The organism is Hydrogenophaga borbori (assembly GCF_003417535.1).
GTDB classification, from domain to species: Bacteria; Pseudomonadota; Gammaproteobacteria; order Burkholderiales; family Burkholderiaceae_C; genus Hydrogenophaga; species Hydrogenophaga borbori.
In genome coordinates this window covers 475,017-490,579 of record NZ_QVLS01000001.1, presented here as the reverse complement: position 1 = coordinate 490,579, position 15,563 = coordinate 475,017, and the positions used below count along the sequence as shown (strand labels likewise).

The 15,563-nt window shown below is 68.4% G+C and carries 13 protein-coding genes; 7 read left to right on the top strand and 6 right to left on the bottom strand.

From position 1 onward, the window contains the following. Positions 1-67 precede the first annotated feature (67 nt). Entirely contained in the window at positions 68-1,702 is a 1,635-nt protein-coding gene (locus DY262_RS02325) for a long-chain-fatty-acid--CoA ligase (protein WP_116957354.1), read from the top strand. Positions 1,703-1,765: 63 nt separating this feature from the next. On the opposite strand, the gene DY262_RS02320 is transcribed toward DY262_RS02325, so the two are convergent. Further along, positions 1,766-1,966, bottom strand: a complete 201-nt coding sequence (locus DY262_RS02320) for a hypothetical protein (protein WP_070398472.1) — start codon at positions 1,964-1,966, stop codon at positions 1,766-1,768. A gap of 144 nt (positions 1,967-2,110) precedes the next feature. Between DY262_RS02320 and DY262_RS02315 the strand changes: the two genes are divergently transcribed. After that, entirely contained in the window at positions 2,111-2,737 is a 627-nt protein-coding gene (locus DY262_RS02315) for an FMN-binding negative transcriptional regulator (protein ID WP_116957545.1), read from the top strand. After that, entirely contained in the window at positions 2,734-3,558 is an 825-nt protein-coding gene (locus DY262_RS02310; protein ID WP_116957353.1) for an SGNH/GDSL hydrolase family protein, read from the top strand. The genes DY262_RS02315 and DY262_RS02310 overlap by 4 nt, the downstream gene beginning before the upstream one ends. Before the next feature lie 109 nt (positions 3,559-3,667). Here DY262_RS02310 and opgC read toward each other — a convergent pair whose 3' ends face one another. After that, entirely contained in the window at positions 3,668-4,801 is a 1,134-nt protein-coding gene (gene opgC / locus DY262_RS02305; protein ID WP_116957352.1) for an OpgC domain-containing protein, read from the bottom strand. Positions 4,802-4,892: 91 nt separating this feature from the next. On the opposite strand from opgC, the gene tadA reads away from it, so the two are divergent. Further along, the gene (gene tadA / locus DY262_RS02300; RefSeq protein ID WP_116957351.1) at positions 4,893-6,278 is read left to right on the top strand and encodes a tRNA adenosine(34) deaminase TadA; all 1,386 of its coding nucleotides are present in this window, start codon (positions 4,893-4,895) and stop codon (positions 6,276-6,278) included. Continuing rightward, positions 6,275-7,228 (top strand): LD-carboxypeptidase, encoded by a 954-nt coding sequence (locus DY262_RS02295; protein WP_116957350.1) that lies wholly within the window; start codon positions 6,275-6,277, stop codon positions 7,226-7,228. The genes tadA and DY262_RS02295 overlap by 4 nt, the downstream gene beginning before the upstream one ends. Before the next feature lie 84 nt (positions 7,229-7,312). Here DY262_RS02295 and DY262_RS02290 read toward each other — a convergent pair whose 3' ends face one another. Further along, positions 7,313-7,648 (bottom strand): hypothetical protein, encoded by a 336-nt coding sequence (locus DY262_RS02290; protein ID WP_070398467.1) that lies wholly within the window; start codon positions 7,646-7,648, stop codon positions 7,313-7,315. Positions 7,649-7,936: 288 nt separating this feature from the next. On the opposite strand from DY262_RS02290, the gene DY262_RS02285 reads away from it, so the two are divergent. Further along, a complete protein-coding gene (locus tag DY262_RS02285; RefSeq protein WP_116957349.1) occupies positions 7,937-8,887 on the top strand; it encodes an adenylate/guanylate cyclase domain-containing protein in 951 nt (316 codons plus the stop codon). 40 nt (positions 8,888-8,927) lie between these two features. Here DY262_RS02285 and DY262_RS02280 read toward each other — a convergent pair whose 3' ends face one another. Further along, positions 8,928-11,423 (bottom strand): hybrid sensor histidine kinase/response regulator, encoded by a 2,496-nt coding sequence (locus DY262_RS02280; RefSeq protein ID WP_116957348.1) that lies wholly within the window; start codon positions 11,421-11,423, stop codon positions 8,928-8,930. Positions 11,424-11,809: 386 nt separating this feature from the next. Then, the gene (locus tag DY262_RS21530; protein ID WP_147326158.1) at positions 11,810-12,091 is read right to left on the bottom strand and encodes a hypothetical protein; all 282 of its coding nucleotides are present in this window, start codon (positions 12,089-12,091) and stop codon (positions 11,810-11,812) included. 183 nt (positions 12,092-12,274) lie between these two features. Here DY262_RS21530 and DY262_RS02270 point away from each other — a divergent pair, with 183 nt between their 5' ends. Beyond that, positions 12,275-14,764, top strand: a complete 2,490-nt coding sequence (locus DY262_RS02270) for a penicillin acylase family protein (RefSeq protein WP_116957347.1) — start codon at positions 12,275-12,277, stop codon at positions 14,762-14,764. Here the strand turns inward: DY262_RS02270 and DY262_RS02265 are convergent, their stop codons facing one another. After that, positions 14,765-15,553: an ABC transporter ATP-binding protein gene (locus DY262_RS02265; RefSeq protein WP_116957346.1), complete on the bottom strand. Its 789-nt coding sequence runs from the start codon at positions 15,551-15,553 to the stop codon at positions 14,765-14,767. It abuts the gene before it with no gap. Between the last annotated feature and the right edge of the window lie 10 nt (positions 15,554-15,563).

Sequence of the window (15,563 nt, the reverse complement as noted above, 5' to 3'; positions counted from 1 at the left end):
GCGGCACCACCCCTCACCACCCGGGCGCACCGCACGCCCGGGGCCAGCCTACGGAGACAAGACCCCCATGCTCAAACCCGGCCTGATGATGGACCGCCCGCTGCTGATCTCGGGCCTGTTGGAACACGCCGCCGCCCAGCACGCCACCCAAGAGGTGGTGTCGCGCGAGACGCACGGCCCCACGGTGCGCTTCGGCATCGCCCAGACCGCGCGGCGCGCGCGCCAGCTCGCCAACGCCTTGCGCGGGCTGGGCCTGCAGCCGGGGGACGCGGTCGCCTCCATCGCCTGGAACAACCACCGCCACCTGGAGGCCTACTTCGCCGTCTCGGGCAGCGGCATGGTGATGCACACCTGCAATCCGCGCCTGCACCCCGAGCAGCTGGTCTACATCCTCAACCACGCCGAGGACCGCGTGGTGCTGTTCGACAGCACCTTCGCGCCGCTGGTGCAGGCCATCGCGGCGAAGTGCCCGCGGGTGCTGGCCTGGGTCTGCCTGAGCGAGCGCGAGCGCTTGCCTGACACGCCGAGCCCGGCGGCGGCGACGCCGCTGGCCTACGAGGACCTGATCGCCGGCCAGCCCGACACCTTCGACTGGCCGGAGTTCGATGAAAAGACCGGCGCGGTGCTTTGCTATACCTCGGGCACCACCGGCAACCCCAAGGGCGTGCTGTATTCGCACCGCTCCATCGTGCTCAACGCCACCACGGCCTGCCTGCCCGACGTGCTGGGCCTGTCCACGCGCGAGAGTGTCCTGCCGGTGGTGCCCATGTTCCACATCAACGCCTGGTGCATTCCGTACGCTGCCATGGTGGCGGGCGCGCGCATCGTGCTGCCTGGCCCGCGCCTGGACGGCGCCAGCCTGTACGAACTGATGGAGGCCGAGAAGGTGACCATCAGCGCCGGCGTGCCCACCATCTGGATGGGCCTGCTGCAGCACGTGGAGCAGGGCGGCCTGCGCTTTTCCACCATGCGACGCACCTGCGTGGGCGGCTCGGCCATGCCGCGCGCGCTGATCGAGAAGTTCAACGATGTCTATGGCGTGGAAGTGCGCCACGGCTGGGGCATGACGGAAACGGCCGCCATCGCCACGCTCAGCAACCTGAGCGCCGCCGACTGGGAGCGCCCAGCCGAGGAGCGCCACGCCATCGTGGCGCGCCAGGGCAAGGTGGTCTCGGGCATCGAGATCAAGGTGGTGGACGAGCAGGGCGCGACGCTGCCGCGCGACGGCGCCTCCCAGGGTGAGCTGATGGTGCGCGGGCAGTGGATCGTGGAGCGCTACCACAAGGCCGATCGCACGGCCCTGGTGGACGGCTGGTTCCCCACCGGCGACATCGCCACCATCGCGCCCGACGGCGTGATGACCATCCGCGACCGCACCAAGGATGTGATCAAGAGCGGCGGCGAGTGGATCAGCTCCATCGACCTGGAAAACGCCGCCGCCGGCCACCCGGCGGTGGCGCAGGCCGCGGTCATCGGCATCAAGCACCCCAAGTGGGACGAACGCCCCCTGCTGCTGCTGGTGCGCAAGCCCGGCGCCGCGCTGGAGAAGCCCGAGATCCTGGCGTTCCTGGCCGAGCGCGTGGCCAAGTGGTGGGTGCCGGAGGACGTGGTTTTCCTCGACGCGCTGCCCGTGGGTGGCACGGGCAAGGTGCAGAAGAATGAGCTGCGCAAGCGCTACGGCGGCGTGTTCAGCGGCACCTGAACACGCTGATCACCGCCGCCAACTGGCCGTCTGCACCCGCAGGTTCTCGGCGGCGGCCTCCGCTCAGAAGCTGGCCCAGCGCTCCGGGTCCACGCGACGGGAGCGGCGGCGCAAGCGCAAGGCGCCGACCAGCGCCACCACGGCCAGGCCTTCGGCGCCCCACCAGGCCAGCCGGCCCGTGCGCCAGGCGGCGACGGCGAAGGCCAGGCACAGAAGCACACCGGCGAACAGGGTCAGCGACAGGGACTTGAACGGGTTCGGCATGGCGGGCTCCGGCAGCGGCGGGTGTTTGCGCCGATCATGGTTTCCCCCCGTGACAGCGGCAACACACCGGGCGGCGGTGCCGATTGCATATGAAACAATCCGCGGATGGACCGGGCCTGGGCCCGCCCCCCGCCCACCCACCCCATGTACCTTCCGCCCCAATTCGCCGCCAAGGACCCCGCGATCGCGCTCGAGCTGATGCGAGCGCACCCCTTCGCGCAGCTCATCTCCACCGACGACGAGGGCTTTCCCTTCGTCACGCCGCTGCCGCTGCACGTGGTGGAAGAGGGCGGCGGCCTCACCCTGCTCGGTCATGTGGCGAAGCCCAATCCGCAGGCCGAGCACCTGCGCGCCCGACCCCAGGCGCTGGTGGTGTTCAATGGCCCGCAGGCGTACCTCACGCCGCGCGTCTACCCCGACCTTCAGCGCGTGCCGACCTGGAATTACCTGACGGTGCAGGCGCGCGTGCAGGTGGGTTTCATCGAGTCCTTCGAGGACAAAGACCGCCTGCTCAAGCACCTCATCCACGACCACGACCCGGCCTACGCCGAGCAGTGGCGCGGCCTGCCCGAGGACTTCCAGCAAAACATGATGAAGGGCATCCACGCCATGGAACTGCGGGTGCTGGAACTTCGCTGCAAGGTCAAGCTCAACCAGCACCGCCGCGAATCCCACGCGGCGATGCTGCGCCTGTACGAGCAGGGCGGCGAGCAGGCGCAGGCCCTGGCGGGCTGGATGCGCCGGCTCAAGCTCGGCACCCCCGACACATGAACGACCGCTCCGCGATGTTTCGTCGGCTGGCCGTGTGCGCGCTCGGCGCCGCGCTGGCCCCGCTGGCCTGGGCACAAGGCGCCACGCCCGCCTCGCCAGCCGCCACGCCCGCCGGCTTCGCCACCACCAGCGCCGTCGAGCGGCTGGTGAACCTGCCGCCGCCGGCCAGTGCCGTGCCGGCCCCACGGGCCACGCCCAACCCCACCCCGTTCGACGTCACGGCAGCCGAGCTGCGCTGGCGCAGCAGCCTGCAGGCCTTTGCCGAACAGGACCGGCTGGCCCGCCCCCCGCCCGGTGGCGTGCTGTTCGTCGGCAGTTCCTCCATCCGCCTGTGGGACAAGCTGGAAGCGGCCTTTCAACAGCAGCCGGTGGTGATCAAGCGCGGCTTCGGCGGCTCGCGCCTGGCCGACTGCGTGGCCTTCGTCGACCGGCTGGTGCTGCCCTACCAGGCGCGCCAGGTGGTGCTCTACGCCGGCGAGAACGACCTGGACGAAGGCGCCACACCGGCCGAGGTGCTGCTGCGCTACGAGCGTTTCGTGCAGCAGGTGCTGCAGGCGGCGCCGAACACGCGCATCGCCTTCGTCTCGATCAAGCCCAGCCCGGCGCGCGAGGCGCTGCTGCCCGCGATCCAGACCACCAACCGGCTCGTCAAGGCCTACACCGAAGGCCACCCGCAGCTCGATTTCATCGACGTGTACAGCGCCATGCTGGACGAGACCGGGCGGCCGCGACCCGACCTGTTCGGCGCCGACCGACTGCACCTCAACGCCACGGGTTACGGCATCTGGCGCGAGCTCATCGCGGCGCGCCTGAAGCTCTGACACCGACCCGCGCCGGCGCACGCCGGTGGCGCGCCCGCTCCAAGGCGCGGCTCAACCCGGCCACCGCCCACAGGCGGGACCGGCTGGCGCGCGTCGGGTTCCCGGCCGCTCAGCGCAGCGCGCTGGCCAGGCGCGGGCGCAGGCGGCCGCCCTGGTCGCGCCACTGCGCCGCCAGGGCCACCGCGAACAGGCCGGCGAAGGCGGCGGCCAGCAGCAGGGCGTCGGTGCGCCAGGGGCGCAGGGTCTCGACCGAGCCGAAGAAGGCCAGGGTGAACAGCACGATCACCAGGTGGGCGCAGAACACCGGCAGCGACTGACGGCCCAGCAGCTCCAGCGGGCGCGGGCGGGGCAGCGCCCGCCACAGGGGTGCGCTGGCCAGCAGCAGGGCGACCAAGGCCGCGCCATTGAGCAGGCGCAGCGGACCCAGGGACCACTTGTCGAACAGCGCGGCCACCGCCGGCACGCCGGGCATCGGGTCCTGACCCACCATGTGGCGCCAGAGCAGGGTGCTGCCGGCCAGCAGCAGCGCCGGCCCCCACAGCCACCAGCGCATGCGCGGCCAGGGCCGGCGGCGCGAGCCCAGGCACAGGCCGCCCACCCACAGCAGCTGCCAGGCGAAGAGATGGAAGGCCCCCATGTCCTTGTAGGGCACGGGCCAGCCGGCCGACGCGGCCAGACCGTGCAGGGCCGCGCCCAGGCCCCATTGCTCGGCCAGCCACAGCAGCAGGCTGGCGCACAGCAGGCCGCGCCAACCGTGGCGCCGGCCATGCGCCAGCAGCCAGGGCGTGATCAGCATGAACAGGATGTAGAGCGGCAGCACGTCCAGCAGCGGCGGGTTGTGCAGCAGCACCAGGGCCGCGCCCACGGCGCTGGCGGGGGCGATGAAGAAGTACTCCAGCAGGCCGGTGACGCCACCCTGGTGGCGCACCACCCCCAGCCAGGCGATCAGGGTGAAGGCCAGCAGCAACAGGGCCAGCTGGCACAGGTACAGGCGACCCGCGCGCCGCCACAGGCCGGCGCGCAGTTCGGCGAAGCTCTGCCGCTCGGCGCGCGCCCCGTACACGCGCCCGGCCAGCAGCGCCGACAGAAAGACGAAGCCCTCCGCCGCCGAGACGAAGCCGAACGGCTGGCTCAGCACCGGCGAGAAACCGGTCGGCATGTGGGTGAGGGTCATGAGGACCAGCATGAGGCCGCGCAGCGCGTCGAGCTCCCACTGCCGGCCGCTCGCGCGGGGGGCGGTCATTTATTGGGGGTTTTCCCTGGGCAACCCAGGATCATGCCAGAGCGCGGGAGGCTCCAAGGAGCAGTCGGCGCGCTCGCCTACACTCGCCCGCATGACGCCGAGCCCGGACCGCGACGAAGCCTTCATGCGCCTGGCGCTCGACGAAGCCCGCGCCGCCGCCCAGGCCGGCGAGGTGCCGGTGGGCGCGGTCCTGGTGAAAGAGGGCCAGGTGATCGCCACCGGCCGCAATGCCCCCATCGCCACGCACGACCCGAGCGCGCACGCCGAGATGCTCGCCCTGCGCGAGGGCGCGCGGCGCCTGGCCAACTACCGGCTCGATGGCTGCACGCTCTACGTGACGCTGGAGCCCTGCGCCATGTGCAGCGGGGCCATGCTGCACGCGCGGCTGGACCGCGTGGTCTTTGGCGCGAGCGACCCCAAGACCGGCGCGGCCGGCTCCGTGATCGACCTGTTCGCCCAGACGCCACTGAACCACCAGACCCAGGTGCGGGGTGGCGTGCTGGCCGAGCAGGGCGCCGAGTTGCTGCGCACTTTCTTCAAGGAGCGGCGGATGAACCCCCACCCCCTGCGCGAGGACGCGCTGCGCACGCCCGATGCCGCGTTCGAGGACCTGCCCGGCTACCCCTGGGCGCCCCGGTACCTGAGCGACCTGCCCGCGCTGGAGGGGCTGCGCCTGCACTACCTCGACGAAGGCCCGCGCGATGCCCCGCTGACCTGGCTGTGCCTGCACGGCAACCCGGCCTGGAGCTACCTCTACCGCCACATGCTGCCGGTGTTCCTGGCGGCCGGCCACCGCGTGGTGGCGCCCGACCTCATCGGCTTCGGCAAGAGCGACAAGCCCAAGAAGGACGCGGCCCACCGCTTCACCTGGCACCGCCAGGTGCTGCTGGAATTCGTCGAGCGGCTGGACCTGCGCGACGTGGTGCTGGTCGTGCAGGACTGGGGCGGTCTGCTGGGCCTGACCCTGCCGCCGGCCGCACCGGGGCGCTACGGCGGCCTGCTGGTGATGAACACCACCCTGGCCACGGGCGACACGCCGCTGTCGCCCGGCTTCCTGGCCTGGCGCGAGATGTGCGCCAGCAAGCCCGATTTCTCGGTGAGCCGCCTGTTCGCGCGCGGCAACCCGCAGATGAGCGAAGCCGAGTGCGCCGCTTACGACGCGCCGTTCCCCGACAAGGGCCACCGCGCGGCGCTGCGCGCCTTCCCGCCCATGGTCCCCGAGTTCCCCGACAGCGACGGCGCCGCCGTCAGCCGCGAGGCGCGCCGCTTCTGGCGCGAGCAGTGGCAGGGGCGCAGCCTCATGGCCATCGGCCAGCAAGACCCGGTGCTCGGCGAGCCCGTCATGCGCGCGCTGCGCGAGCAGATCCGAGGCTGCCCCGAGCCCCTGCTGCTGCCCCAGGCCGGCCACTTCGTGCAAGAACACGGCGGGCCCATCGCGCGCGCGGCGCTCGCCCATTTCTCATCCCCGAACCCATGAGCCACATCTACATCTACTCTCCCGCCAGCGCCGTGCGCGACAAGGCCGCCTTCCGCCGTGGCGTGCAGCGCCTCAAGGCCCTGGGCCACGAGGTCGAGATCGACGCCGACGCCCTGCGCGCCCACATGCGTTTCGCGGGCGACGACGCCACGCGGCTGGCCGCCATCGGCCGCGCGGCGGCCAGCGGTGCCGACGTGGCCCTGATCTCGCGCGGGGGCTATGGGCTCACCCGCCTCCTGCCCGATCTGCCCTACAAGGCCCTCGCCAAGGCGATCGACAAGGGCACGCGCTTCGTCGGCCTGAGCGACTTCACCGCGCTGCAGCTGGCGCTGCTGGCCAAGACCGGTGCCACCACCTGGGCCGGCCCGGCGCTGGGCGAGGACTTCGGCCCGGAGGTCGAGCCCGACGAGATCATGCTGGCCTGTTTCGGCGACCTGCTCGATGGTTCGGCCGAGGGCTCGGGCTGGACGCTGCCGGCGGCCGACGCCCCGGCCCACGCCGCCAGGCCGAAGCGGCACGTGCGCGAGGCCACGCTGTGGGGCGGCAACCTGAGCGTGCTCTGTTCGCTGGTCGGCACGCCCTACCTGCCGGCCGTGAAAGGCGGGGTGCTGTTCCTGGAAGACGTGGGCGAGCACCCGTACCGCCTGGAGCGCCAGCTCACCCAACTGCTGCTGGCGGGCGTGCTGGACGCGCAGAAGGCCGTGCTGCTGGGGGCGTTCAACCGCTTCAAGCCGGTGCCGGGCTACGACCGGGGCTTCTCGCTCAAGACCGTGACGCAATGGCTGCGCTCGAAGACCAAGACGCCCATCTACACCGGGCTGCCGTTCGGCCACGTCCCCACCAAGGTGCTGCTGCCCGTGGGCCGCACGGTCGATCTGGTGGTGGAGGGACGCGACGCGCTGATCTTCTGGGGACATGAGCCGCACGACCATCACGGTCACGGGCATTGAACCCCGTGGGCACCACGGCACCGGCCTCACCGGGCCGTCGGTGCCGCTCCCTTGAGGGGGACACGCGGAACGCGGCGAGGGGGCTTACACCCGCCGGATGCGCGAGGCGTCGATCAGGGCCTTGGGCACCAGGCCCTGGAACACCGGCGAGAGGCTTTGCACGCGGTGCACCGCCAGCGCCTCGCCGTGCACGCGGCTGAGCACCGCCACCAGTTCGCCGCGCGCGTACCACAGGCTGTGCGCGTCGTGCATGAACTTCAGCCGGCGCTTGAGCGAAGGGTTCAGGCGAGCGCCTTCCTCACCCAGCACGGCCAGCATGGCCTCACGCACCGGCTCCAGCTCGTCTTCGTCGTCCGCGCGCGCGCTCGGCCCTAGCAGGGCCGAGATGCTGTTGCGGAGACTGGGCTTGAACCAACGCATGACCGTGAGAGTTCCATCACATGGGAGGGCTGGCCAGAATACGACCTGACGCATGTCGATGCAATCGTGCAAGTCTTGATACGGCAAAAAAAACAACAGCAAATCATGTGCTTAGCGCGGGAGTTTCATGAATTACCTCAATTTAGTAATTCTTTTGCACTCATTGTTGGCTGGCGGCCACAGGCCGGTCGGCCTTTCGGGGCGCACAAACGCCACTTGCATCGGTTGAGGATGTAACGGTCTGCGAGAACCGCCATGCTCTAATCGCCCGCAGGTTTTCCCAGCCCCATGCCCGAACTCACGATTGCCTTCGTCGACCTCACCGGTAGCACGTCCGTGTTCGAGACACTGGGCAACGACCGGGCCACCAAGGCGGTCACCAAGCTGACGCAGTGGATTGGCGCACGCGGCCAGGCGAACGGCGGCACCGTGGTCAAGATGCTGGGCGACGGGGTGCTGATGGCCTTCGCCGACAACCGCGCCGCGGTGGATTCCATGGTGCAGATCCAGCAGGAGCACGCCAAACGTGTGCAGCAGTGGCCGGCCCACCTCAAGCTGCTGATGCAGATCGGCCTGGCGCGCGGCTCGGTGGTGTGGGTGGACGGCGACTGCTTCGGCGACGCGGTGAACCTGGCCTCGCGCCTGAGCGACCTGGCCGGCCCGGAACAGATCTTCGCCAGCGACACCGTCATCCAGTCGCTCGGGCCGCGCTCGCTGGTGCGCAACCGCAGCCTGGGCGCCATGCGCATCAAGGGCAAGGTCGATACCTGCGAGGTGTTCCGCATCGAGTGGCAGGCGGACATGCAGTCCGAGTTCCTCACGGTGCCGGCCGACCTGCACGCCATCACGCCCAAGGACGACTCCGATTTCGCGGGCATCGAGCTCGCCTGGCTGGACGCCACGCGCACCTTCAATTCCAGCGACCTGCCGCTGCGCATCGGCCGCGTGCCCGAGGCCAGCTTCGTCGTGAGCGACCCGCGCGTCTCGCGCATGCACGCCACCATCGGCATGGTCTCCGGCAACTACGTGCTGGAAGACGTGAGCAGCTATGGCACCTGGGTGCGCTTCGCGGGCAGCGAATCGGTGGTGCAGCTGCGCCGCCAGGACTGCGTGCTGTACAGCGACGGCGAGATCTCCCTGGGCGCGCCCTTCTCCGATTTCAGCGCCCCCACCGTGAGCTTCAAGCTCATGGACGGCAGCATGGCGCTCGCCCGCAGCGCCGCCGCCAGCGCGCGCTGAGGGCGCTCAGCCCGCTGGGCCGAGTTCCCGGCATCACTTCTCACTCAGCGATCGTCGACCGGCGCTTCTCAACCCAATCCCGCAGTTCGCGGCTGGTGAGCTGCGTGAGATTCCATAGCTTGGCCAGCCAGTCAGCGTCCTGAGGCCATTGCTGGCGCTCCAGAAGGGGAATGTAGATGCCACGGCTGAACAGGTGCAGCGCTTTCGCGCCAGCCTCTCCGCTCATGCCCATCAGCGAATGCAACACATCCGTCGACTGTTGCAGATCACGCTCTTTCGCAGCGGCAGTCAGGCGTTCGACCAGCAAATCGATTCGAGGCAAGTAGTCCTTCAACAACTCTTCAACCATGCCAATGCGCTGGAAGCCCTCCAGCCGACGTGCGTCTAGCAGGGTAGAGGCGGACAGGGCCGCGTCGGCAACAGCAACGACCTCTGGCGAAGCGGTGCGCTCGGTCATCAGCGTACGCAGATGTTGGCAGAGTTGTGGTGCCTCCACTGGCTTGATCAGAAAGCCCCCGACTCCGACAGCCCGCCCTTCGGCAACGATGTCGTCGGACGCATACGCAGTAGTCGCCAGAATAGGAAGCGTCTTCAAGTGGCTGTCCAAGGCTCGAATGGCGCGCGCCAGTTCTATCCCGCTCATACCCGGCATCTGAATGTCCAGAATGACGGCATGCCATTCGTTGTGGTGATTAAGTTCAGACAATGCGGCAGGCCCACTGTCAACCTCGATCACTAGGGCGCCGGCATGCCGGAGATACTCCGCAACAGCCGCTCGATTCCAGGAGCTGTCGTCGACCAGCAGCACGCGATGTCCACTGAGCCAAGCAGTTACGCTCCAGTGCTTGTGCTTGCTTGTTCGCACGGCCTGGGTTATCGCGGATAGCAGCACGACATCGTCCACAGGCTTGCTCACAAGGCCGTCAAAACCCGCGTTCTCTGCCTTCAATCGCGTGAGAAAGCCGGGCTCGCTCGTGCATGCGATGAGGCAGCTATGTTGATTGACCGGCACTTCCCCGCGACGCACACGTTCGGCAAGTTCATAGCCGTTCATGCCCGGCATGTTTAGGTCCATCACTATGCCGTCGTAGCGCTGCGCCTTCAGCGCGTCTAGCGCTTGCAGGCCGTCGGCTGCGTCGTCTACGGTCAGATCCAATGACTGCAAGAGCAAGCCAGTGGATGTGCGCAAAAGGCCGTCATCGTCTACCACCAGGAAACGCCAGCCCGCCCATTGCTCGCGAGCCTGATCCATTAGCGCCGTGCGTCTCATCCCGATCGCTGTGGGACTCAATGGCGGAAACATGAGCGTGAACTCCGTATGGCTGCCGACAACTGACTCACAACGTATGTCGCCACCGAACGCACGCATCGCACGTCTGCAGTAGGCCAAGCCCAGCCCGGTCCCCCCGATCTTGCCCACGGATCGGAACGGTTCGAACAGGCTTTTCAGGACATCGGACGTCATGCCAGGGCCATCGTCGCGCACGCCGATCTGGCAGTCGGTCACTGTGATCTGCAGCCGTGCATCTGGACAAATCGGCAGGTAATACAACGCGTTCTTCATCAGGTTGAAGAGCACGAACAATAGGGTGGTCTCACTTCCCAGAAAGAAGAAATCGTTATGCAGTTGCAAATTGACTTTCGCACGCTGCTGGTCGTTGTCATAGCCGTACTCCTCCACAGCCTTGACGCACACCTGCGCGGCTGAGAGGAGGGCGAACTGTTGCGGGTCGAGTGGCTTGTCATTCACCTCGTCAAGCGTCATTGCAATGACCTGCAATCCCCGCTGAACCGCCAGTTCACCCATGGCGACATGCCGATGCAGCCGTTCGACGTCGAGACGCGAGACGATTTGGACTTTCTCCTGAAGTCGTGAAACGGGTAGCACTTGTCCAATCCTTTCCAGGCTGTGTCGCACCTGCGCCATGGGGTTGCGCATTTCATGCGCGATAGAACCCGCCAGTGAGGCGTACGCCTGACGCACGCGCTCTGCAGTGGCTTGCTCCAGGGCGAACTTGAAGAGGTTGCCGCCCACTACGCTCACCAAGAGCACAGGGAGCCGGAACACGTAGTCGAGTGGGACTTGGGGGTTCGGGTCTGTCAGCGCATACAAGCCTGCGGCGGCGCCGGATCCCGTGACCAGCATGATGATGAAGTTGCGCCAGTCGGCCAACAGCATCAGTAGAAACACGGCCATGAACGTGTTGCCTATGGCCGCTGTCCCGCCGCCATTCTTGAGCGAAGTGAAGACCAGGGCGAAAGGCAACGCGATTGTCATCGTCACATAACAGGCATGGAGGTAGCAGGCCCGCAATCGTTCGGGCCAGTGGTTCCGGATGGCAAGCAGCAGCAGCAGGGACATGACAAGCGCTCGCAGCGCGAAATCGTCAAAACCAGACGACGGACGTACGAAGCGCACCAGATACATGAGCGGAAACCCAACAAGCCCGAAAACGATCATGTACCGCAGCAAGAGCGGGCTGGGCTGGTGATATGTCCTGAAATGACCAAACAACCGCTCGAACCAAGAAGCCATGTCGGGCACCGTGTCGCTCTTTCAAACCATGTCGACGTCGTGCTGTTGGACTCAGCTGGACCCTCTCAGCGTCGTCTCTACGTCACCCGCCGTCCCGCGTATGATCGTATAAACTTTTTTCGTACATGGTAAGGAGATATCTCTTGCCATTGGCGACAGGCCGAACCGGCGGTACAGGCGACTCAGCGAATGCGTACAGGCCGCCCAAAGCGCATCAATGCGGGCTCCGGAAGAAGCATGCAGCAGCGCCAACCGCATGCAATGGCGCAAGGCATCGACATCGCTGCGGAACTCGGGTGCCAACACCAAGCGCCCTACCTCCCAATCGGCAGGCGTAACCACTGCTGCGCTTGAACCCAGTGGCTGCAGCAGCTGTTCAGTCAGGGTCAGCCCATAGCCCATCGGAACCATTCGGATAGTCCCGATGCGCCGATCGCCGAGATCGAATGCGACGACGACCCCGCACTCATCCCTTTTTTTTCGAGTGAATAGAAGCCCCCATCCGGGGTGACATAGGCCGACAAATCGATCTCCTGGCGCAGCGCCATTACTGAGGCGATGTCCTTGTCTCCGCGCAGTTGGCAAAGAGTGACGTCCTCCGTGCGGAAGCGCGCCCTTGGGTGGGACATCTCACCAGACGCAGGGGCAGTGTTGATTTGAAGCGCCATAACGATTGGTTGCTTTCTCAAGTAGGGCGGAAGTTCAGTTCGGCAGATTGTCCGGACCAAATGGCGTTTGTTTGAGCGATCTGTCCGAAGGTTCATCGACACCAGCGCGCACCCCTCCATCTTGAATACCCCGTAGGGGTATATCCTCGCGGCTCCTCATAAGAAGTCCGTGAGACAAACACCATGCGCTGGATCCGCCGCCTCGCCACCCTCATCGGTCTGCTGCTCGTGCTGGCCGCCGCCCTGGGCCTGTGGTACGCCCGCCAGACCCTGCCGCGCACCGACGGGCAGCTGCAGGTCAGCGGCCTGGGCGCACCGGTGCAGGTCAACCGCGACGGCAGCGACGTCACCCACATCCTGGCCCAGAACCCGCGCGACGCCTGGATGGCGCTGGGCTACGTGCACGCCCAGGAGCGCGGCTGGCAGCTGGCCTTCAACCGCGCGGTCATGCGCGGCACGCTGTCCGAGTTCCTGGGCCCGGCCACACTGGAGACCGACAAGCTCATGCGCACCCTCGGCATTCGCCAGGTGGCGCAGCGCCAGCTGGCCAAGCTGCCGCCGGACGTCAAGGCCGCGGTGGAGGCCTACAGCGCCGGCATCAACGCCTTTTTTGCCAGCAGCGAACAGGCGCTCACGCCCGAGTTCCTGCTGCTGGGCGTGAACCCGCGCGAGGAGGCCCTGCGCGGCGCCTGGTGGGACCCGGCCGACAGCGTGGGCTGGTCGATCATGATGGCGCTGGACCTGGGCGGGAACTGGGGCAACGAGTTCGCCCGGCTGACGGCGCTGCAGGTGCTGGACACGCCCGCGCTGTGGGAGCTGTTCCCGCCGTACCCGGGCGAGGCGCCCGCCGCGAGCGCCGACCTGGGCCGGCTGTACCGCGAACTGGGCGTGTTCAACAAGGCCAATGGCACCGCCACTTCACAGGCCCCGGCGGCCCCGCAGGCTGGCTGGCGCGAGCGCGTCGCGCTGGACCTGCGCGACTGGACCGATGGCTTCGGCTTCAACGAAAACAAGGGCTCGAACAACTGGGTGGTGGCCGGCTCGCGCACCCAGAGCGGCCAGCCGCTGCTGGCGAACGACCCGCACCTGGGCCTGAGCGCGCCCGCCATCTGGTACTTCGCGCGGCTGCAGGCGCCCGACGCGGGCGGCCTCAAGGGCATGGACGTGATCGGCGCCACCCTGCCGGGCACGCCCTTCGTGGTGCTGGGCCGCACGGCCGGCGTGGCCTGGGGTTTCACCAACACCGGGCCCGACGTGCAGGACCTCTACCTGGAACAGATCAACCCGGCCAACCCCGGCGAGTACCGCGTGCCCTCGGCCAGCGCCGAACCCGCCTGGGAGCGGTTCACAGTGCGCGCCGAGACCATCCGCGTGAAAGGGCAGGCCGACGTCACGCACCTGGTGCGCGCCACGCGCCACGGCCCGGTGCTGAGCGACGCCCAGGCCCAGCACGGCAAGGTGCTCGACACCACGCGCTTCGTGCTGGCGCTGCGCTGGACCGGGCTCGACGACGAAGACAACGTGTCCGCCACGCTGGCCTCCAACCGCGCGCAGAGCGTGGAGCAACTGCTGGCCGCGTTCTCCACCTTCCGCGCGCCCATGCAGAACATCGTGATGGCCGACCGCACCGGGCGCATCGCCTACAAGGCGGCCGGGCGCGTGCCGCTGCGCGCGGCCGACAACGACATCCGCGGCGTGGCCCCGGCACCCGGCTGGGAGCCGCGCTACGACTGGACCGGCTGGCTGCCGTACGCCGACACGCCGCAGGACGATGGCGCGCGCGGCTGGATCGCCACCGCCAACCAGCGCATCCACGCGCCGGACTACCCGCATTTCCTTACCCAGGACTGGGCGCCGCCGTACCGCCAACAGCGCATCGAGACGCTGCTGGAGGCCACGCCCAAGCACGACGTGGCGAGCATGCGCGCCATCCAGGGCGACCAGCGCGCCGAGGCCACGCTGCGCCTGCTGCCGCACCTGCTGAAGGCGCCGTCCACCCACCCCCTGGCCGAGGCCGCGCGCGCCGCGCTGCAGGGCTTCGACGGTGTGATGCGGGCCGACTCGCCCGCACCGCTGATCTACAGCGCCTGGGTCGACGAGTTCACGCGCGGCGTGATCGGCCAGCGCCTGGGCAAGGAGCGCTTCGAGTCCCTGTACGGCAAGCGCCTGTTCCGCCAGGCGGTGGAGGGCTTTCTGGAGAGCGACAACCGCGCCTGGTGCGGCGTGCAGGGTTGTCCGCACGCGGCGGGCGAGGCGCTGTCGCGCGCGCTGGACAGGCTGTCGGCCCAGTATGGCGCCGACGTGGCCGCCTGGCGCTGGGGCGAGGCGCACCCGGCGCTCTCGGTGCACCGGCCCCTGTCCAACGTGAAGCCGCTGGCCCGCTTCTTCGAGGTGCGCGAGCCCACCGGCGGCGACCCCTTCACGGTGAACGTGGGCCAGTACCACCTGGACAAGGCCGACGCGCCCTTCGCCAACCGCCACGCGGCCAGCCTGCGCGCCATCTACGACCTGGCCGACCTCGACCGCTCGCTCTTCATCTACCAGACGGGGCAGAGCGGCAACGTGTTCTCCAGCCGCTACCGCGACATGAGCGCGACCTGGCTGGCCAACAAGCACCGCACCCTGAGCCTGAAGCCACCCAAGTGGGCGAGCGAGCTGTCGCTGACGCCCTGATTACTTCAGGTTGCCCTTGAGGAACTGGGCGAGCCGTTCGCTCTTCGGGCTCGCGAGCACCTCGCGCGGCACGCCCTGTTCCTCGATGCAGCCCTTGTGCAGGAAGATGAGGTGCGAGGACACCTCGCGCGCGAAGCCCATCTCGTGGGTGACCACGAGCATGGTGCGGCCTTCCTCGGCCAGCAGGCGCATCACGCGCAGCACCTCACCCACCAGCTCCGGGTCGAGCGCGGAGGTGGGCTCGTCGAACAGCATCACCGCCGGCTCCACCGCCAGCGCGCGCGCGATCGCCACGCGCTGCTGCTGGCCGCCGCTCATGTGCGCGGGGTAGCGGTCTTCCACACCGCTCAGGCCCACGCGCTCCAGGTACTTGCGCGCCGTCTGCACCGCCTGGTCGCGCGGCACGCCCAGCACGTGCACCGGCGCCTCGATGATGTTCTGCAGCACCGTCATGTGCGCCCACAGGTTGAAGTGCTGGAACACCATGGCCAGGCGCGTGCGCAGGCGCTGCAGCTGCTTCGGGTCGGTGGCGTGCAGCTCGCCGTGGCGGTCGGGCGCGAGCTTGAGTTCCTCGCCGCCGAGCACGATGCGCCCCGCGTTGGGCTTTTCGAGCAGGTTGATGCAGCGCAGCAGCGTGCTCTTGCCCGAGCCCGAACTGCCGATCAGGCTGATGACGTCGCCCGCGCGCGCCTCGAGCGACACGCCCTTGAGCACCTCGTTGGCGCCGAAGCGCTTGTGGATGTCATGCACGGCCAGCAGCGGCGTGGAAGAGGGGGTGGGGGCATTCATGGGAACGGGG

Bases quoted from the DNA above. Each gene is read 5' to 3' on its own strand.
- DY262_RS02325 (WP_116957354.1), top strand. From the start codon at position 68: ATGCTCAAACCCGGCCTGATGATGGACCGCCCGCTGCTGATCTCGGGC.
- DY262_RS02320 (WP_070398472.1), bottom strand. From the start codon at position 1,966: ATGCCGAACCCGTTCAAGTCCCTGTCGCTGACCCTGTTCGCCGGTGTG.
- DY262_RS02315 (WP_116957545.1), top strand. From the start codon at position 2,111: ATGTACCTTCCGCCCCAATTCGCCGCCAAGGACCCCGCGATCGCGCTC.
- DY262_RS02310 (WP_116957353.1), top strand. From the start codon at position 2,734: ATGAACGACCGCTCCGCGATGTTTCGTCGGCTGGCCGTGTGCGCGCTC.
- opgC (WP_116957352.1), bottom strand. From the start codon at position 4,801: ATGACCGCCCCCCGCGCGAGCGGCCGGCAGTGGGAGCTCGACGCGCTG.
- tadA (WP_116957351.1), top strand. From the start codon at position 4,893: ATGACGCCGAGCCCGGACCGCGACGAAGCCTTCATGCGCCTGGCGCTC.
- DY262_RS02295 (WP_116957350.1), top strand. From the start codon at position 6,275: ATGAGCCACATCTACATCTACTCTCCCGCCAGCGCCGTGCGCGACAAG.
- DY262_RS02290 (WP_070398467.1), bottom strand. From the start codon at position 7,648: ATGCGTTGGTTCAAGCCCAGTCTCCGCAACAGCATCTCGGCCCTGCTA.
- DY262_RS02285 (WP_116957349.1), top strand. From the start codon at position 7,937: ATGCCCGAACTCACGATTGCCTTCGTCGACCTCACCGGTAGCACGTCC.
- DY262_RS02280 (WP_116957348.1), bottom strand. From the start codon at position 11,423: ATGGCTTCTTGGTTCGAGCGGTTGTTTGGTCATTTCAGGACATATCAC.
- DY262_RS21530 (WP_147326158.1), bottom strand. From the start codon at position 12,091: ATGGCGCTTCAAATCAACACTGCCCCTGCGTCTGGTGAGATGTCCCAC.
- DY262_RS02270 (WP_116957347.1), top strand. From the start codon at position 12,275: ATGCGCTGGATCCGCCGCCTCGCCACCCTCATCGGTCTGCTGCTCGTG.
- DY262_RS02265 (WP_116957346.1), bottom strand. From the start codon at position 15,553: ATGAATGCCCCCACCCCCTCTTCCACGCCGCTGCTGGCCGTGCATGAC.